The organism is Actinomadura kijaniata, from assembly GCF_014138665.1.
Lineage (GTDB): Bacteria > Actinomycetota > Actinomycetes > Streptosporangiales > Streptosporangiaceae > Spirillospora > Spirillospora kijaniata.
This window is the reverse complement of the sequence record NZ_JACJIA010000017.1, coordinates 83,880-101,875: the sequence shown is the minus strand read 5'-3', so window position 1 is coordinate 101,875 and position 17,996 is coordinate 83,880. Positions and strand designations below refer to the sequence as shown.

General features: G+C 73.1%; 18 protein-coding genes. 6 read left to right on the top strand and 12 right to left on the bottom strand.

Annotated features, from left to right (window positions below):
- Window positions 1-200: 200 nt before the first annotated feature.
- Together HNR61_RS41265 and HNR61_RS41260 are read right to left on the bottom strand one after the other, a co-directional pair.
- Window positions 201-1,025 carry an ABC transporter ATP-binding protein gene (locus HNR61_RS41265; protein ID WP_182848583.1) on the bottom strand — a complete coding sequence of 275 codons (825 nt, stop codon included), beginning with the start codon at window positions 1,023-1,025 and terminating at the stop codon, window positions 201-203.
- Entirely contained in the window at window positions 1,012-1,992 is a 981-nt protein-coding gene (locus tag HNR61_RS41260; RefSeq protein WP_182848582.1) for an ABC transporter permease, read from the bottom strand. The genes HNR61_RS41265 and HNR61_RS41260 overlap by 14 nt, the downstream gene beginning before the upstream one ends.
- 108 nt (window positions 1,993-2,100) lie before the next feature.
- Between HNR61_RS41260 and HNR61_RS41255 the strand changes: the two genes are divergently transcribed.
- Entirely contained in the window at window positions 2,101-3,747 is a 1,647-nt protein-coding gene (locus tag HNR61_RS41255; RefSeq protein ID WP_182848581.1) for a bifunctional phosphatase PAP2/diacylglycerol kinase family protein, read from the top strand.
- A gap of 6 nt (window positions 3,748-3,753) precedes the next feature.
- On the opposite strand, the gene HNR61_RS50295 is transcribed toward HNR61_RS41255, so the two are convergent.
- Together HNR61_RS50295 and HNR61_RS41245 are read right to left on the bottom strand one after the other, a co-directional pair.
- Entirely contained in the window at window positions 3,754-4,938 is a 1,185-nt protein-coding gene (locus HNR61_RS50295) for a cytochrome P450 (protein ID WP_182848580.1), read from the bottom strand.
- Window positions 4,935-5,378: a 2,4'-dihydroxyacetophenone dioxygenase family protein gene (locus tag HNR61_RS41245; protein ID WP_182848579.1), complete on the bottom strand. Its 444-nt coding sequence runs from the start codon at window positions 5,376-5,378 to the stop codon at window positions 4,935-4,937. The genes HNR61_RS50295 and HNR61_RS41245 overlap by 4 nt, the downstream gene beginning before the upstream one ends.
- Window positions 5,379-5,511: 133 nt before the next feature.
- Here HNR61_RS41245 and HNR61_RS41240 point away from each other — a divergent pair, with 133 nt between their 5' ends.
- Window positions 5,512-5,733 (top strand): DUF6158 family protein, encoded by a 222-nt coding sequence (locus tag HNR61_RS41240; protein WP_067822485.1) that lies wholly within the window; start codon window positions 5,512-5,514, stop codon window positions 5,731-5,733.
- Between the two features lie 105 nt (window positions 5,734-5,838).
- Window positions 5,839-6,369, top strand: coding sequence for a YceI family protein (locus tag HNR61_RS41235; RefSeq protein WP_182848578.1), 531 nt, complete (start codon window positions 5,839-5,841; stop codon window positions 6,367-6,369).
- A gap of 15 nt (window positions 6,370-6,384) precedes the next feature.
- Here HNR61_RS41235 and HNR61_RS41230 read toward each other — a convergent pair whose 3' ends face one another.
- A complete protein-coding gene (locus HNR61_RS41230) occupies window positions 6,385-8,028 on the bottom strand; it encodes an ABC-F family ATP-binding cassette domain-containing protein (protein WP_182848577.1) in 1,644 nt (547 codons plus the stop codon).
- A 133-nt stretch (window positions 8,029-8,161) separates the two neighbouring features.
- On the opposite strand from HNR61_RS41230, the gene HNR61_RS41225 reads away from it, so the two are divergent.
- The gene (locus HNR61_RS41225; RefSeq protein WP_182848576.1) at window positions 8,162-9,433 is read left to right on the top strand and encodes a serine hydrolase domain-containing protein; all 1,272 of its coding nucleotides are present in this window, start codon (window positions 8,162-8,164) and stop codon (window positions 9,431-9,433) included.
- Window positions 9,434-9,440: 7 nt separating this feature from the next.
- Here HNR61_RS41225 and HNR61_RS41220 read toward each other — a convergent pair whose 3' ends face one another.
- Window positions 9,441-9,983, bottom strand: a complete 543-nt coding sequence (locus tag HNR61_RS41220; RefSeq protein ID WP_312898342.1) for a MarR family winged helix-turn-helix transcriptional regulator — start codon at window positions 9,981-9,983, stop codon at window positions 9,441-9,443.
- Window positions 9,984-10,031: 48 nt separating this feature from the next.
- Here HNR61_RS41220 and HNR61_RS41215 point away from each other — a divergent pair, with 48 nt between their 5' ends.
- Both HNR61_RS41215 and proS read left to right on the top strand, forming a co-directional pair.
- Complete coding sequence (locus HNR61_RS41215; protein ID WP_182848575.1) at window positions 10,032-10,751, top strand: SDR family NAD(P)-dependent oxidoreductase; 720 nt, start codon at window positions 10,032-10,034, stop codon at window positions 10,749-10,751.
- 162 nt (window positions 10,752-10,913) lie between these two features.
- Entirely contained in the window at window positions 10,914-12,362 is a 1,449-nt protein-coding gene (gene proS / locus HNR61_RS41210; RefSeq protein ID WP_312898341.1) for a proline--tRNA ligase, read from the top strand.
- Between the two features lie 51 nt (window positions 12,363-12,413).
- On the opposite strand, the gene HNR61_RS41205 is transcribed toward proS, so the two are convergent.
- From HNR61_RS41205 to HNR61_RS41180, 6 genes are all read right to left on the bottom strand, one after another.
- Window positions 12,414-13,025 carry a DUF6328 family protein gene (locus tag HNR61_RS41205; protein ID WP_182848574.1) on the bottom strand — a complete coding sequence of 204 codons (612 nt, stop codon included), beginning with the start codon at window positions 13,023-13,025 and terminating at the stop codon, window positions 12,414-12,416.
- Window positions 13,026-13,057: 32 nt separating this feature from the next.
- On the bottom strand, window positions 13,058-15,004 hold the full coding sequence (locus HNR61_RS41200; protein WP_182848573.1) for a SpoIIE family protein phosphatase: 1,947 nt from the start codon (window positions 15,002-15,004) through the stop codon (window positions 13,058-13,060).
- 161 nt (window positions 15,005-15,165) lie between these two features.
- Window positions 15,166-15,900 carry an ANTAR domain-containing response regulator gene (locus HNR61_RS41195; RefSeq protein ID WP_312898340.1) on the bottom strand — a complete coding sequence of 245 codons (735 nt, stop codon included), beginning with the start codon at window positions 15,898-15,900 and terminating at the stop codon, window positions 15,166-15,168.
- Window positions 15,901-15,949: 49 nt separating this feature from the next.
- Complete coding sequence (locus HNR61_RS41190) at window positions 15,950-16,351, bottom strand: CBS domain-containing protein (RefSeq protein ID WP_246444871.1); 402 nt, start codon at window positions 16,349-16,351, stop codon at window positions 15,950-15,952.
- A 107-nt stretch (window positions 16,352-16,458) separates the two neighbouring features.
- Window positions 16,459-16,848: an SSI family serine proteinase inhibitor gene (locus HNR61_RS41185; RefSeq protein WP_182848571.1), complete on the bottom strand. Its 390-nt coding sequence runs from the start codon at window positions 16,846-16,848 to the stop codon at window positions 16,459-16,461.
- 127 nt (window positions 16,849-16,975) lie between these two features.
- A complete protein-coding gene (locus tag HNR61_RS41180; protein ID WP_182848570.1) occupies window positions 16,976-17,566 on the bottom strand; it encodes a sigma-70 family RNA polymerase sigma factor in 591 nt (196 codons plus the stop codon).
- Between the last annotated feature and the right edge of the window lie 430 nt (window positions 17,567-17,996).

Genomic DNA, 17,996 nt, shown 5'->3' with positions numbered 1-17,996 from the left:
CGAAGGATCTGTTTCGACGGTAGGTCGGCGAGCGCGCCACATCCAGAGGCGAACGGGTGACTCTCTGTCACTATGGCCCCTTGTGCCGCAGGGGCGCCAGGAGTCACCCGATGGCCGTGACTTGCCAGAAGGCGCCGTGTCCCGAGCGGGAGACGGCGCCCTGCGTTCTCACCGGACGGTGACCGCCCGGTGCCTCGACGTCACTTTCCGGTGGCGTCGGTGTAGGCCTTGAGGACCTCGGTGGGGTCCCCGTCCATCTTGATCCGGCCGTCGTCCAGCCAGATGACCCGGTTGCAGGTCTCCTCGATGACGTCGAGGTTGTGCGCGACCAGGAACACCGCGCCCGCGTCCTTGCGCAGCTCGTTGATCTTGGCGCGGCTGCGCCGCTTGAACTTGGCGTCGCCGGTGGCCAGCGCCTCGTCGATCAGCAGCACGTCGTGGGTGCGGGCCGCCGCGATCGCGAACCGCAGCCGCGCGCCCATGCCGGACGAGTAGGTGCTCATCGGGTAGTCGATGAACCCCGGCTTCAGGTCCGCGAACTTCACGATCTCTTCGTACTTGGCCTTGGTCTCCTCCGGCGACAGGCCCATCGCCAGGCAGCCGAGGATGATGTTGCGCGAGCCGGTCAGGTCCCGCATCAGCGCCGCGTTGACGCCCAGCAGCGACGGTTGACCGTCGGTGTAGACCGCGCCCTTGGCGGCCGGCAGCAGCCCCGCGATCGCCTTCAGCAGGGTCGACTTGCCCGAGCCGTTGGTGCCGATCACGCCGATGGCGTCGCCCCGGTAGGCGACGAAGGACACGCCCTTGACGGCGTGCACCTCCTTCATCTGCGGCCGGTTCTGCCGCTTGACGATGCGCATCAGCGCCGACACGGCGTTGCCCTTGTTCCCGCCGCCGCTGTAGACGCGGTAGACGATGTGCAGGCCGTCCACGACCACGATCGGCTCGCGGTCGGGGTCGATGACCACCTCGGGCTGCGCGGTCGCCAACGGGACCTTCTCCTTGAGCGCCTTAGCCACGGCCATACCTCTCCTCGGCGCGGTAGAAGTACCAGAAGCCGCCGACGAACGCGACCAGCGCCCACACCACCGCGTAGACCCACAGCATCGTCGGCTGGGCGGCGCCCGCCTTGGCCAGGGTGGCGCGGTAGCTCTCGTGCATGATCGAGTCACGGACCAGCTCGATGAACACGGCCCCGGGGTTGGCCTCCAGGATGTGTCCCAGCCAGCCGTGGCCGCGCTCCTCCAGCGCCTTCACCTTGTCGGCGACCAGGAAGAACACGCCCGACACGTAGAGCCAGGTCCGGGTGATGAACGGCAGCAGCTGCTGGATGTCGCGCGTGAACGCCCCCACCCGCGCGATCGCCAGGCTGATGCCGACGTTGAACAGCAGTTGCAGCGCCAGCGCGGGGAACAGCAGCAGCCAGTGCCAGGTCGGCATCTCCCCGGTCGCCACGACCACCACGGCCAGCACGATCATGGAGATCAGCAGCTGCTGCAACTCCATGATCACGTAGGCGAAGGGCAGCGCGGCGCGCGGGAAGTGCAGCGCCCTGATCAGCGACAGGTTGTTGGAGACCGACTTCGCCCCCGCCGTCAGCGACCGCTGGGAGAAGGTGAAGACGAACACCCCGGTGATCAGGAACGCCGTGTAGTTCTCGATCCCCTTGCTCTGGCTCAGCAGCAGACCGAAGATCAGGAAGTAGACACCCGCGTTGAGCAGCGGGGTCAGGACCTGCCAGACCTGACCCAGGCGCGACCCGCTGTAGGTCGCCGCGGTCTTCGCCGAGGCGAAGTTCCAGATGAACGTCCTGCGCTGCCACAGCTCCTGGACGTACGCGCGCAGCCGGGGGCGTGCCGCGCTCCTCGTCAGCCCATGACGCGCGGCGAACTCGGCCAGCGACACACTGCCCATCCCGTTGCTGCGAGGAGGCTCCGTGATCGTGCCGGCCGGGTCGCCACCCGCGGAGCTGAGCCGTTCCGGGTGACTCATGCCGGGAAGCCTATTGCAGTCCGCCTGATGTGAGGGACGTTCGCCCGCATGTGACCCCTGATTCGAGATCATCGGAATCATGTCCTTGTCCCTGGGGATACCCCCGACATGCATGCCAACCACCGTCGGCGGCCGCTGCCCGCGCGTGTCGTGGCCGACGCCGTGAGCGCCTGGATCACCCCGCCCCCCTCCCGGCCGGTCGCCCCCGCGGCCGAGCCCGCCCCCGGAAGGACGCTGCTGCGCCGGCTGGGCCGCCTCGACCGGTGGGCGTTCGACCGGGTCGCCGCCGCGCACCTGCCGGGCCTGGAGTACGTGCTGCCCCGGGTGTCGCGGGCGGCCGACCACGGGGTGCTGTGGTTCACCTCCGCCGGGGTGATGGCGCTCACCCGCCGCGCCAGCCTGCGCCGCGCCGCGCTGCGCGGCTCGATCGCCATCGCGGTCGCCAGCCCGGTCGTCAACACCGTCGGCAAGCAGGCCTTCCGCCGCAAGCGTCCGGTCGTGGACCTGGTGCCGCCGATCCGGATCCGCTGGAAGCTGCCGACCTCGCACGCGTTCCCCTCCGGGCACTCGGCGTCGGCCGCCGCGTTCGCCATGGGGGTGGCGATGGAGGCGCCCCGCGCGGTGGCCGTCCCGGTGGCCGCGACCGCCGCCGCCGTCGCGTTCGCCCGCATCTACACCGGCGCGCACTACCCCGGCGACGTGCTGGCCGGGCTCGGCATCGGCGCGCTCACCGCCGTCGGCACCCGCCTGGTGTGGCCCGCCCGCCCGCCGGTCGCGCACGTCACCCGCACCGTCACCGAGGACGTCGCGATCAACGGCGACGGCGCGGGCGTGGTCGCCGTCGTCAACACCGCCTCCGGCGAGAACGCCGGCGACCGCCCCTCGCTGCTGCCCGGCCCCGCCGAGGCGGCCGTCCACCTGCTGGGCCGCGACCTGCCCGCCGCCGAGATCGTCCGCTACGACCCGGGCGACGACCTCGCCAAGGTGATGGAGGAGGCGGCGGCCCGCGCCGAGGTGCTGGCCGTGGTCGGCGGCGACGGCACCGTCAACGCGGGCGCGCAGGCGGCGCTGCGCCACGACGTCCCGCTGCTGCCGATCCCCGGCGGGACGTTCGACCACTTCGCCCGCGCCCTCGGCATGGAGACCGCCGCCGACGCGGTCGCCGCCTACCGCGGCGGCTGCCTGGGCCGCGTCGATGTGGCGTTCGTCACCCCGGCGGGCACGCGCCCGGGGGATCCCGCCGAGATCGACTCGGTCTTCCTCAACACCGCCAGCTTCGGCGCCTACACCGAGCTCGTGGACCGCCGCGAGCGCCTGGAGGGCCGCCTCGGCAAGTGGCCCGCCCTCGCCGTCGCGGCCTGGCGCACCTTCCGCCACTCCGAACCGGCGGAGATGGACGTGAACGGGCGGCGGCGGCACGTGTGGCTGGCGTTCGTGGGCAACTGCGGCTACGGCTCCCGCGGCCCCGCCCCCACCTGGCGCGAGCACCTGGACGACGGGCGGCTCGACATCCGCATGGTCACCGCCGGGCGCCGGGTGCCCCGCGTCCGGGCGCTGGCGGCGGTGCTGGTCGGGCACCTCCACCTGACCCCCGGCTACAAGCACTGGGAGGACGGCGTCCTGGAGCTGGTCGCCGCGGACGGCGGGCTGCGGCTGGCCCGCGACGGCGAGGTCGACTCCACGGCCCCGGCGGTGCGCTTCGGGAAGCGGCCGGGGGCGCTGAAGGTGTTCTGCCCCCGGAACCCGCCGCGTTAGGCCGGGTCAGGCGGGCTCCAGCGCCAGCGGGCAGCGCCGCAGCCCGGTCACGACCGGGGAGCCGTTGTGGACGGGCTCGCCCGCCGGGCGGATCCGTCCCACGCGGGGGAGCAGCTCCTCCAGCAGGATCCGGATCTCCATGCGGGCGAGCGCCGCCCCCAGGCAGAAGTGCGGCCCGAACCCGAACGCCAGCCCCGGCGCGGCGGGCGCGCGGGCCGCGTCGAACCGCCCGGCGTCCGCGCCGAACGCCTCGGGGTCGCGGTTGGCGGCCCCGTAGAGCAGCATGACGCGCTCGCCCTCGGCGATCCTCGTCCCGCCCAGCTCCCCGTCCCGCGCGGCCGTCCGCAGGAAGTACACGACCGGCGAGGTCCACCGCAGGATCTCCTCCACGGCCGGGCCGAGGTCCGCGCCCGCCCGCAGCGCGTCCCACTGCCCGGGGTGGTCGGCGAACGCCCGCAGCCCGCCCGACAGGGCGTGCCGCGTGGTCTCGTTGCCCGCCACCAGCAGCTGGATCAGGAACATGACCAGCTCCAGGTCGCTGAGCCGGTCCCCGTCCACCTCCGCCAGCGCCAGCCGCGAGACCACGTCGTCGCGCGGCGCGGCCCGCCGCTCGTGCGCGGTGCGGACCAGGTACGTCCCGCACTCGACCCGCAGCGCGTCGCGCTCCCGCTCGTCCAGCTCCGGCGCGGCCCCCGGCACGATCGCCTCCGACCAGCGGAAGAAGCGCGGCCAGTCGTCCTCGGGGATCCCCAGCAGCAGGCAGATCACCTGGAGGGGCAGGGGCACCGCGAGCCGCTCGACGGCGTCGAACGCGCCGCCCGGGGAGGCGAGCAGGGGAGCGAGCAGGGCCCGCACGCGGTCCCGGACCTCCCCCTCGATCCGCCGCATCGCCGAGGGCCGGAACGCGGGCGCGACCAGCCCCCGGTACCGCGTGTGGTCCGGCGGGTCGGTGTGCATGATCGTCGGCGGCGCGTCGTAGGAGCGCCCGATCTCGTCGATCAGGATCCCGTCCCCGGACCGGTAGGCGGCCGGGTCGGCGGCGGCCTCGTGGACGAGCGCGTACGGCGCGACCACCCACAGCGGCAGCTCCGGATGCCGCAGCGGAGCCCGGGCGGACAGGAGGCGCGCGTACAGGCCGGCCGGATGCCCGTCCCGGAAGGACCCGTCGGGGAAGCCCTCGGGGACGTTCACTGGAGGATGCCCTCGGGGCGGGGTATCCCGGCGGCGTCGCAGAGCGCGTAGTAGGCGTTCAGGGTGGACTCGCCGTCGGTGACGCCGCTGATCGACCCGTCGGGGGCGAACTCGATGAACGCGCCCTCGATGACGAAGAGGATGTCGCTGTCCTCAAGGATCGTCAGCGTGTGGATGCTGCCGGGCGGTTCGTAGATGAACGTCCCGCCCACATAGTCGATCCCGTACTCGGCGTACTGCCAGCGGCCCGAGAACGTGTAGGCGTGCACCCCTCCCGTGTGCTTGTGCTTGGGGAGCTGGAAGCCCGCCCGGAACCGGTTGCGGACCACCCACGTGTCGGCGGAGACCCGGAGGACCTGCAACCCCACCGGCCCGGCGTCGACCCAGGGAAGGTCGTCGGAGTGGACATGGCCGACCAGCGGCCCCAGCGTCTCGGTCATGAGCAAACGCTAGGTTGGCGAAACCGGACTCCGCAAGCCCCCGCCGCCACCGACCGGGTTGACCCGGAACCGACCGGGTACGGGTCGTGGGTACGCCATCACGGACCCGCGCGCCACCATCGAGGGGGACGGCATGACCATGGGGATCGATCCCAGCGCCCTTGGCGAGGACGACCTCTTCCGCGAGCTCGGCCATCTGTACGACACCCGCCTGGAGGCCCTGCGCCACGCCTCCGACCAGGCCTACGCCGAGCACACCCGCCGCACGGCCCAGCTGGAGGCCGAGTACCTGCGCCGCTACCCCGGCCGCGAGGTCGACCCCGAGCGTCTCCGCGAGGGCGCCCGCGCCCGCTGACGCCCGCGCTCCCGCCCGGCTCCACACCGGTCCCGCGCGAACGCCGGGACGGCCGGCGCGCCGTCCCGGTTGCGTAGGCGCGCGCGTTCCCCAACCCTGGGAACCATGGCGACGCGCGAGTACGAGATCGGACCGGAGCACGGACGGCTGACTCTTCGGACGGGACGCAGCGGGCTGGGCCGCCGCGCGGGCCACGACCTGACGCTGGAGGCGACCCGCTGGCGCGCCACGGTCACCGACGACGGGCAGGCCCCGGCCGTCGAGGTCGTCGTGGAGGTCGGCGGGATCGAGGTCCGCGAGGGGACCGGCGGGGTGCTGCCGCTGTCCGACCAGGACCGCGCGGAGATCACGCGGAACCTGCGCAAGGTCCTCCAGGCGGACCGGCACCCGACGGTCGTCTACCGGACCACCGGTGTCGCCGAGCACGAGCTGACCGGCGGGCTGACGGTCCTCGGCCGCACCGAGCCGCTGACCGTGACCGCCGAGCTCACCGGGGACCGGGTGACCGGGGCGGCGACGGTGCGGCAGACCCGGTGGGGGATCAAGCCGTTCTCGGCGTTCTTCGGCGCGCTGAGGCTGGCCGACGACGTGCGGGTGGAGTTCGACCTGACGCTGCCGGAGAAGCCGGGATCCTGAGCGGCCCCCGCGGGGTCAGCGCCCGCGGACGACCCGCTTCTCGTCCCACACCGGCTCGGCCGACTCGTACACCGCCCCGTCCGACCCGAACACCAGGAACCGGTCGAACGACCGCGCGAACCACCGGTCGTGCGTGACCGCCAGCACCGTGCCCTGGTAGGACTCCAGGCCCTCCTGCAACGCCTCGGCGCTGGCCAGGTCCAGGTTGTCGGTCGGCTCGTCCAGTAGCAGCAGCGTCGCCCCGCCCAGCTCCAGCAGCAGGATCTGCAACCGCGCCTGCTGCCCGCCCGACAGCGTCTCGAACGGCTGCTCGGCGCTCAGTTGCAGCTCGTAGCGGGCCAGGGCGTTCATGGCGTCGTTGCGCAGCCGCGCGTGCTCGGTCATGACGATCTCGCAGGGCGTGCGCCCCGCCAGGTCGGGCCGCGCGTGCGTCTGCGCGAACAGCCCCGGCACGACCCGCGCCCCCAGCCGCGCCACGCCCGAGTGCGCGACCGGCTCGACGGGGGAGGCCCCGCGCGGCGGCCTCTCGGCCAGTCCCGCCAGCAGCCGCAGGAAGTGCGACTTGCCCGAGCCGTTGGAGCCCAGCACGGCGACCCGCTCGCCGTACCAGATCTCGGTGCCGAACGGCCGCATCAGCCCGGTCAGCTCCAGGCCCTCGCAGATCACGGCGCGTTTGCCGGTGCGCCCGCCGCGCAGCCGCATCTTGAGGCTCTGGTCGCGCGGCGGCACCTCCGGCGGCCCGGCCTCCTCGAACTTGCGCAGCCGCGTCTGGGCGGCCTGGTAGCGCGAGGCGAGGCCGTCGTTGTAGGACGCCTTGTTCTTCAGCGTCAGGACGAGCTGCCTGAGCTTGGCGCGCTCCTCGTCCCAGCGCCGCCGCAGCTCCTCCAGGCGCTCGTTGCGGTCGCGGCGGGCCTGCGCGTAGGAGGCGAACCCGTCGCCGTGCACCCAGACCCGCCCGGCCTCCACGGTGATGATCCGGTCGGCGGCCCGGTCCAGCAGCGCGCGGTCGTGGGAGACCAGCAGCACGGTCTTGGGCGTCTCGCGCAGGCGCTCCTCCAGCCACTCCTTGCCGGGGACGTCCAGGTAGTTGTCGGGCTCGTCGAGCAGCAGCACCTCGTCGGGGCCGCGCAGCAGCGCCTCCAGGACCAGGCGCTTCTGCTCGCCGCCCGACAGCGTCCGCACCTCGCGCCACCGGCACCGCTCGTAGGGGACGCCGAGCGCGGCCACGCAGCACGCGTCCCACAGCACCTCGGCCTCGTAGCCCCCGGCGTCGCCCCACCCGGCCAGCGCGGTGGCGTAACGCATCTGGGTGGGCTCGTCGTCGCGCTCCATCATGGCCAGCTCGGCGGCCTCCAGCGCGGCGGCGGCCTCGCGCACCCGCGGGGGAGCGGTGGTCAGCAGCAGGTCGTGCACGCTGGACGCGTCGCGCACGTTCCCCACGAACTGCCGCATCACCCCGAGCCCGCCGCTGTGCGCGACGGTGCCCTCCTGCGGCGCCAGGTCCCCGGAGACCAACCGCAGCAGCGTGGTCTTGCCCGCGCCGTTCGGCCCGACCAGCGCGGCCGTCACGCCGTCGCCGACCCGGAACGACACGTCGTCCAGCAGGATCCGCCCGTCCGGCAGCGTGTGGCCGACATGCCCCACCTCGACGTGGCCCACGGGTCCCCTCCTCCGGTCCGACCTCCAAGTCTCGGCGGGCCCGGGACGCCGGACAACCGAATTTCGCCGGACGGCCACCGGGATGGGCTAGGGTGCGGATGATCATCGACCGATCCGTCCCCCTGGAGCAGTGATGACCGAGCATGCCCTGAACCGCCGCGATTTCGGGAAGTTCGCCGGGATGGCCGGGGCCGGAGCCGTGCTCTCCGCCTGCTCCGCCGAGCAGCGGGCCGCCTCCGCCGGCGCCGCCGCCGCGGCCCCCGCCTGGAAGGTCACCGGCAGGGCCCTGGCGGGGCTGGGGGGCTTCGACGCCACGATGAAGAGGTTCATGACCGAGCGCGGCGTCAGCGCGGGCCAGCTCGCCGTCGTCCGCAAGGGCAGGCTGCTGCTGGCGCGCGGCTACTCCTACAGCCCCGACGCCGCGTTCGCCGTCCAGCCGACCTCGCTGTTCCGGATCGCCAGCGTCTCCAAGCCGATCACCGCGACCGCCGTGCTGCGCCTGGTCCAGGACGGGAAGCTGAGGCTCACCGACCGCGTGGCGAAGCTGCTCGGGCTGTCCACCGCCGCCGACCCGCGCCTGGCGAACGTCACCGTGCTGCACCTGCTCCAGCACCTTGGTGGCTGGGACAAGAGCCTGACGCCCGACGTGACGTGGCGCGATCTGGAGATCGCCAAGGCCCTCAACGTGCCGTTGCCGATCAAGCACGCGCACATCATGCGCTACGCCTCGGCCCGCAAGCTGAACCACGCGCCCGGCACGAAGCCCGTCTACTGCAACTACGGCTTCCTGCTGCTCGGCCGGATCATCGAGAAGGTCACCGGCCAGTCGTACGCGACCTACGTGCAGCGAACGGTGCTGGCCCCGCGCGGCATCACCCGCATGAGGCTCGGCCGCTCCCTCACCCGCGCGCCCGGCGAGGTCACCTACGACTCCATCCACACCACCCCGACGGTCCTCGACGGCTCGGGCCGGAAGGTCCCCTTCCCCTACGGCGGGTTCAGCCTGGAGACCCACGACTCCCAGGGCGGCTGGCTGTCCACGGCCGTGGACCTGGTGCGGTTCGCCGGGATCTACGACGGCGGCACGAGCGTGCTGAACGCGGCCTCGGTCGGCCGGGCGTTCGCCAAGCCCGCCACCGGCGTCAACGCCGACGGCTACTACTTCGGCGCGGGCTGGATGGTCCGCCCGGTCAAGGGCGGCCTCAACACCTGGCACGACGGCAGCCAGCCGGGCACCAGCACCCTGCTGGTCCGCCGTTTCGACGGTCTGACCTGGGCGGTGCTGTTCAACCGGCGCCAAGAGGGCAACGCCCCGAGCTTCGGCGCCATCGACGGCCTGCTGCACCAGACCGCCAACGCCGTGAAGAGCTGGCCCACCGGGAACCTTTACCCCACCTACTTCTGACCGCCGGTCAGGCGTCGCCGACCTGGCCCGGACGCGGGTCGGCGTCCAGCCGTTCGACCAGCCCGTCCAGCAGCGCGCGCAGCAGCTCGGTCAGCCGCGCGCGCTCCTCGGCGGACAGGTGGTCCAGCAGGGAGTCCTCGTGGGCGAGCAGCTCGTCCACGGACTCCTCGATCAGCCGGTGCCCGGCGCCGGTCAGCCGGACCGCCGCGGTGCGCCCGCGCGGCCCGCGTTCGGTGGCCACCAGCCCGGCGTCCTCGGCGCGCGCGACGCGCTGGGAGACGGCCCCGGCCGTCACCATGCCCGCCCGGCGCAGCTCGCCCGGCGTCATCGCGTAGGGCGGGCCGGCGCGGCGCAGCGTGGACAGCAGGTCCAGGGTGGCCGTGTCGATCCCGAGCCGCGCGAGCGTGCGCCTTCGCTCGTCGCCCAGCAGCTTCGCCGAGCGCCACACCCGCGTGATGATCCCGATCGACTGCACCGGCGTGCCCGGCCGCTCCCGCGCCCAGGCGCGCTGGATCTCGTCGACGGCGTCGGGTTTGCGTTCCTCGTTCACCCGGCCTAGCGTACAGAGAAGTTTAGACCTAAACATCAAGGAGGGGACATGACCCGCACGGCCGTGGTGACCGGAGGCGGCACGGGGATCGGACGGGCGGTCGCGGCGCTCCTCGCGGACGCCGGGCTCGACGTGGTGATCACCGGGCGGCGCGAGGGCGTGCTGGCGGAGACCGCCGCCGCCCTCGGCGTCCGCGCGGTCGCCTTCGACGCCACCGACCCGGCCCGGATCGAGGCGGCCCTGCCCGCCCTGCCCGGACGCGTGGACGTCCTGGTCAACAACGCCGGCGGCAACACCGACCGGAGCCGCCCCGCCCCGGACGGCCTGGCCGGGGTCCGGGACGCCTGGCTGGCCAACCTGGAGGCCAACCTGCTCAGCGCCGTCCTGGTCACCACCGCGCTCACCCCGCGCCTGGCCGACGGCGCCCGCGTGATCACCGTGGGCTCGATCGCGGGCGCCCGCGGCCCCGGGGCCTACGGCGCGGCCAAGGCGGGCGTCGTCGCCTGGACCGCCGGGCTGGCGGCCGAGCTGGGCGCCCGGGGCGTGACCGCCAACGTGGTCGCCCCCGGCCTCATCGAGGACACCGAGTTCTTCGGCGACACCCTCACCGAGGAGCGCCGCCGCTGGAACATCGACCAGACCGCCAACGGCCGCGCCGGGACGCCCGCCGAGGTCGCCGCGCTGGTCGCGTTCCTGGCCTCCCCGGAGGCGGGCCACATCACCGGCCAGACGCTCCACATCAACGGCGGCGCCCACCTGGGGCGCTAGCGGGCGGGGCCGGAAGCGGCCCGGACTGGCCCCGGCCACGCGGGCCGTCACGGGGAGTAGGCGCGTGAAGTCGGGACCAGCGCGTTCGCGGACGATAACAACACCGGCACCGAACAGGTATTGCGTTATAGCCGGGTCGGCTCAGTTAGTACCCTCGTCAGCGTGAGTCGTGAAGGTGTGACGCCGCAGAGCGAAGATTTCTCAGCCTGGTACAACGAGCTGGTCGTCCAGGCCAAGCTGGTCGACCGCGGCCCGGTCCGCGGGACCATGGTCATCCGACCGTACGGGTACCGGGTCTGGGAGCTGCTCCAGGCCGACCTCGACCGGCGGATCAAGGACGCGGGCCATGACAACGCCTGCTTCCCGATGTTCATCCCCGAGTCCTACCTCAGGCGCGAGGCCGAGCACGTCGAGGGCTTCTCGCCGGAGCTGGCCGTGGTGACCGTGGCGGGCGGCAAGGAGCTGGAGGAGCCCCTGGTCGTGCGGCCGACGTCGGAGACGGTCATCGGCGAGTACATGGCCAAGTGGATCGAGTCGCACCGCGACCTGCCGCTGCTGCTCAACCAGTGGGCCAACGTGGTCCGCTGGGAGATGCGGCCCCGCATGTTCCTGCGCACCACCGAGTTCCTGTGGCAGGAGGGGCACACCGCGCACATCGACGAGGACGACGCGATGCGCGAGACCCTGTGGGCGCTGGACGCCTACGCGGGGGTGGCCCGCGAGCTGGCCGCGATGCCGGTCGTGCACGGGGAGAAGACCCCCGGCGAGCGGTTCGCCGGCGCGGTCCGCACCTACACCATCGAGGGCATGATGCGCGACGGCCGCGCCCTGCAGGCCGGGACGTCGCACTACCTGGGCACCAACTTCGCCAAGGCGTTCGAGATCCAGTACCAGGACGAGGACGGCAGGCTCCAGCTCGCCCACACCACGTCCTGGGGCATGAGCACCCGCATGATCGGCGGCGTGATCATGACGCACGGCGACGACAAGGGCCTGGTGCTGCCGCCGCGGCTGGCCCCCCACCAGGTCGTGATCGTCCCGATCGGCCGCAAGGAGCAGGGCGAGCAGGCCGCCGCCGAGGCCCGCAAGCTGGGCGCGGCGATCAAGGCCATGGGCATCCGCGTCCACGTGGACGACAAGCGCCCCAACCTGACCCCCGGCTACAAGTTCAACGAGTGGGAGATGCGGGGCGTGCCGGTCCGCATCGAACTCGGCATGCGCGACGTCGAGAACGGCGTGGCCACCCTGGCCCGCCGCCTGCCCACGGTCGAGGGCCAGGGCAAGGAGCAGATCCCGCTGGAGAAGGTGCCGGAGCTGCTGCCGGGCATCCTGGCCGACTTCCAGTCGTTCCTGCTGGCCCGCGCCGAGGCGTTCCGCGAGGACAACACCGCCGAGACCGACTCCTGGGACGCGTTCGCCGGGCAGGTGTCGGGCGGCTGGGCGAAGGCGTTCCACTGCGGGCGCGCCGAGTGCGAGGACGAGATCAAGGCCGACACCGCCGCCACGCCCCGGGTCATCCCGGCCGAGGCCCCCGAGGAGAGCGGCGTGTGCGTCAAGTGCGGCCGGCCCTCCGCCTACGGCAAGCGCGTGATCTTCGGTAAGTCCTACTAGGAGCCGACCCGAAAGCCCGCGGGACCTCCCGGTCCCGCGGGCTTTCACGCGTCAGCGGACGTCCGCGCCCCCGCGGCTCAGCGGATGCTGGACGGCCTCGGCCTCGTCGGCCCGCTCGTCCTCGCGCTCGGCCTCCCGCTCGGTCTCCCGGCCCTCGCGCCCGTCGCCGTCGTCGTCGGGGTGGCCCGCGCGGTCGACGGCCCGGCGGGTCAGCAGCGGCTGCACGAACCAGGCCCAGGACGCCAGCAGCCCCACGACCGCCGCCGTCGCGACCGTCGCCCAGCCGTCGGTGAGCGTCTGCACGATCAGCGTGGTCGCCGCCGTGATCGAGATCGCCAGGGCCAGCGCCGCCGCGATCCCGAACCGGTTGGCACGGCGGATCAGCAGCGGTTTCTGCCCGGCCTGGAACAGGATGCGGTGCTGGATCGCCGGGGCGATGAAGCAGATCGACGCGACCGCGGCCCCGAACAGGGCGATGTAGAACAGCACCCGCCCGGTGTCGTCCACGGTGTGGAAGCGCGTGGCGAACGGCAGCGTCAGCAGGAAGGCGAACAGGACCTGCACGCCCGTCACCGCCACCCGGAATCCCTGCAACAGCTCCATGAGCTGCCGGTCGCGACGTTCCTGCTCGGTCTCATTGCGGCGGTTTTTGGGCGTGGCCATAACCGCCGAATACCCCGCAAAAAGCGCGATAATCAGCTCAGGGACGGCGGGAGGACCCGCAGGGCCAGCATCGACACGTCGTCGCGCAGGTCCCCGTCGCAGTAGTCCAGCAGCGCCCGCTCCACCGCGTCGATCATCGCCTCGACCGGCTCGGTGGCGTGCGCGGCCAGGATCTCCATCAGCCGTTCCTGCCCGAACTCCTGCCGCACCGGGTCGCACGCCTCCAGCACCCCGTCGGAGTGCAGGAACAGCGTGTCGCCCGGCCCGAGGTCCACGGTGTCCAGCCCGGCGTCGAAGTCCTCGAACAGGCCCAGCGGCACGCCGCCGCGCGAGGTGGTCCGGATCACCCCGTCGGCGCGGACCACGATCGCCGGGGGGTGCCCGGCGATGCCCAGCGCCGCGGTGACGCCCTCGCCCTTGGGCCGCACCGTCGCCAGCACGGCGGTGACGAACCGGTCCTCCTCCAGCAGGGAGTCGTTGACCAGCGCCAGCACCTCCTCGGGCGTCGGCTTCCAGCGCGACACCAGCCGCACCCCGTGCCGGGCGGTGGCGGTGACCGCCGCCGCGTCCTCGCCCTTGCCGCACACGTCGCCGAGCACCAGGCCCCAGCCGTCCATCGTGCGGAACACGTCGTAGAAGTCGCCGCCGACCTCGCCGCCGTGCGTGGCGGCCATGTACTTGCCCGCCAGCGCCACGCCGGGGATCGCCGGCAGCGTCTTGGGCAGCAGGCTGGCCTGCAACGAGTCGGCGACCTCGGCGCGCCGCCGGTACAGCCGGGCGGCGCGGATCACCAGCGCCAGCTGGCGTCCCAGGCGCTGCACCACGGCCAGGTCCATCAGGTCGAACGGGCCGTGCTCGCCGCTGCCGGTCAGCGTGATCGTGCCGAGGCAGCGCTCGCCGTCCTCGATCGGCACGCACAGCAGCGACGTCGCGCCGATGCGGGCGCAGACGGGCTGGCCGTCGGAGCACACGCCGAGCTGGTTCAGGTCCTCCACGTGCGGGTGGACCGCGCTCTGCCGGGTCCGCCAGACGGTGTACGGGAGGGTGTCCTCGCCGGGCTCCAGCGCCTCCAGGGCGCGGGCGGACTCGTGGACGCGCTCGTCGTCGTCGGCCGGGCCCATCACCACGACGCGGCGCAGCTTCTCCACGCCGGTGGAGCGGCGTTCGGCGGGCAGCGCGCCGACCGCGCCGACGTGGCCGTTCTCGGTGAGGTCGATGATCGCCCAGTCGGCGAGCTCGGCGGCCAGCAGCCGGGCGCAGCGGCGGATCGCGACGGTCTCGTTGAAGACCGGCTCGTCCAGCAGCAGTTCGCCCGCCGTGGCCAGCACGTCCATCCGGTGCACGATCGTCGCGACGGCCTCGTCGTCCACCGGCGCGGTCTCGGCGGCCTGGACGGGCGTGCGGTCGTCGTCGACGGGGGTGGTGGTCGGCCCGGCCGCGACGATCACCATGGGGTCGGGCTCGCCGCGGATCCACACCCGCACCATCGTGACGACCGCGTCGACCGGGTGCTCGCGGCCCAGGAACCGCACCGCGACCCGCTGCCGCCGCCCGGTCCGCACCGCCGCCGCCAGGTGGGAGCGCAGCGCGGCCCGCGTCGCCAGGTCGCAGAAGGCCGCGAACTGCTTGCCCGACACATAGCCCGAGGAGGTGCCCAGCAGCGCCGCCGCCTGCCGGTTGACCCGCCGCACGCCGGCGTCGCGGTCCAGCAGGAACATCGGCACCGGAGCGTCCTGGAACACCGTGCGCAGCACCCGGCGCTCGCTCTCGGCCACCGCCGAGCCGCCCGCCGTGTCCACCTGGTCGGTGCCGAGGGTGTGCAGCGCCGCCACCGCCAGCTCCAGCTCCATCAGGGCGGCGTCGAGGGTGGCCCGCAGGTCCGGCCGCGGGAGGTTGGCGGCCTGGCGCAGCTCGGCGATCCGGCTCTCCAGATCGGTGATCTCGCGCAGGACGGTCTCAGGTTCGAGCTGTTCCGGCATGAAGCTCTCCCTGGTCTCGTCGGTCGGCACGGGGTGTGCCCTGCGTCCGTCCACCGCGCCTGGCGACCGGGCGTCGGTGCACGGTGCGCAGCCTATTCCCGAAGCGTCGGGGTGGCCTAGTTCGTCCCGGTGAACGCACTGGTCACGATTCAGGATCGGCCTCAGAGGAGGCCCTGATCACTGACGATGCGCTGGGCCAGTGCGGTCAGTTTCACATGGCGGGTCTGTGAGATGCGGCGCATCTCCGCGAACGCCTGGTCGGCGTCGCAGCCCAGCGCGTGCATCAGGATGCCCTTGGCCTGGTCCACGACCGCACGGGACTCCACCGCCTCCTGGAGCTGGACGGCGGTGCGGTGCACCTGGCCGTACTGGAGCGAGTTGGACACCGCGGCGCTGCCCTGCGCCAGCAGCAGCGACGCCAGGGCCTGCTGGCCGGGCGCCAGGCACTTGGGCGTCACCCCGTACAGCGTCAGCGTCACCAGCACCGGGCGGTTGACGTGCGGGGTGGTGGAGAAGCACCGCACGCCGCGCCGCAGCATGTCGGGCATGACCTCCGGCCAGCGCGTCTCGGCGAGGATGTCGTCGCTGGCGACCGGGCGGCGGCCGGTCACCACGTCGAAGATCGGCCCGGTGCCGCGAACCAGCTGCCGGTCCACGATGTCGGCCAGGTCGGGATGGCTGGCGGCCGAGGCGAGCGGCTCGGGGCGTTCGGCGGGGTCGTCGGCGCGCGGCAGCGCCCAGCGCACGGCGGAGGCGCCCGCGCAGCCCGGAACGGCCCGGGTCGCCAGCTCGGCGGTCCGGTGCAACGTTCCCACGTCGGAGGACTCGCCGACCATTCCCAGTCGCGCGATCTCCACGGCGAGCTGGTCGGTCAGGACGGCGTCGGTGGTCGGCACACCATCGACGTTAGCCGGTGAAAGGGGTGCCGCGTACCGCCACCCCCGCTCACAGGCCCGGCGGGGCCTTGCTGATCTCCGACAGCGGCCCCGGCCCGTCCAGCCCGGCCAGCATCAGGTCACCGACCGTCACGATCCCGATCGGCCGGTGGCGCCCGTCCACCACCGGCAGCCGCCGCACCGCGTGCTCGCGCATCAGCCGCACGGCGGTGTCGGTGTCGTCGTCGGGCCCCAGCACGGCCAGCTCGGCGGTGCACACCTCGGCGAGCGAGGTGAACACGGTGTTGCGGCGCTCGGCGACCGCCCGCACCACGATGTCGCGGTCGGTGACCATGCCGCACAGCCGTTCGCCGTCGGTGACCAGGACGTCCCCTATCCCCTTGTCCCGCATGACCCGGGCGGCCTCGTAGAGCGTCGCGTGCAGGGGCAGGGCCTGGGGTTCAGAGGTCATGACGTCGCCGACTCTCCGTACCATGTCCGCTCCCGTTTGACCGTGCCCGAACGCGCTGGTTCCGCCCGTCTACCCGGCGTGCGGGCCCCTATTCAGCGATGGGCGGGTCAGAACGCGAAGACGGTGCCGGTGTAGGCCCGCAGGGCGCACTGGTTGGGGTACTCCCTCCGGAACATGACCGGCCTGCCGCGCCACGTCCCCTCGGCCTCGGCGACCACCGGCGCGTACTCCAGCGTGCAGACCGTGGGGGAGGGCTCCGTCCGCTCGAACCTCCCGCCCGAGCGGGCCAGCTCGGCGCAGGCCCGGGCGGCGGCGGGGTGCCCGCCGCGCGGCGGCTCGCAGAACAGCACGACGCTGCGGGCGGCGGAGGTGTCGGACCCCGGGAAGGTCAGCGTGAGCCGGACCACGGTGGGGCCGGGGGCGGCGGCGACGGCGGGAACGGCGGGGGCGAGCGCGAACGCGGCCCCGGCGAGAACGGAGGCGACCAGATGCGGCATGCGACTCAACGTAGCGAATCGACTACACCGTGTTCCAGCTTACCAAGACGGGCGATCCCGCGATCACGGGGCAACCGCGGGATCGGTCTCACGGACGCCCGGAAGGAGCGGGACCGGGCGTCCGGGCTCAGGCGGCCAGCTCGTGGGCCACGCGGGGGCGGTGGTCGGCCAGGGCCTCGCGCAGCTGCTTGCGGCCCCGGTGCAGCCGGGACATCACCGTGCCGATGGGGGTGCCCATCATCTCGGCGATCTCCTTGTAGGCGTAGCCCTCGACGTCGGCCAGGTAGACCGCGTCGCGGAAGTCCGCGGGCAGGGCGTTCAGCGCGGCCACGATCCGCTGGTCCGGGATGCGGTCCAGGGCCTCGGACTCGGCGGACCGGAACCCGGCCGAGTGCGCCTCGGCCTGCGCGATCTGCCACTCCTCCAGCTCCTCCGAGCCCGCGCGCTGCGGCTCGCGCTGCTTCTTGCGGTAGCCGTTGATGAAGTTGTTGGTCAGGATGCGGTGCAGCCAGGCCTTGAGGTTGGTGCCCTCCTGGAACTGGTGGAAGTTGGAGTACGCCTTGATCAGCGTCTCCTGCACCAGGTCCTCGGCGTCGGCGCTGTTGCGGGTCATCCGCACCGCGCTGGCGTACAGCGGGTCCACGAACGGCAGGACGTCGCGCTCGTAGCGGTCGTTCTCGGCGGCCGGTCGGGCCTTGGGCATGGTGACAGCGGTCATCGTCGTCGCTCCCCGTGGTCGTCGTGATCATCGCGCGCGTCGGGGCGCGCGCGGACCGGGCGGACGTGCCGCCCCCCGTGCAGGGGTACGTTCCACCGTTCCCGACGGGTTCGGGGCCGTCGCATGACGCGGACGGACACGATTTCTCGTCGTGTTCCGCGTCGCGACCGGGCGTCCCGGGCCGGGGGGTTGTGCTCGGCCTCGCGTGGAGGGTGGGCCGAGGGTGAGCGCGGGACCGGCCGCCGCCAGGGCGACCCCGGATGTCCGGGACGTCGCGGGCCAGGCTCGGTCGGGCGCTTCCACGCAGTGGTGGCGTTCCCGATAGGTAAGACGATTGGAACGCGCTAAAGGGTTGCGTGACGTCCGTCACAGACCGGCGAGCCCCGCTTTGGTCCCGCCGCGTCAACCGGTATCGCGGCGGATGCAACCA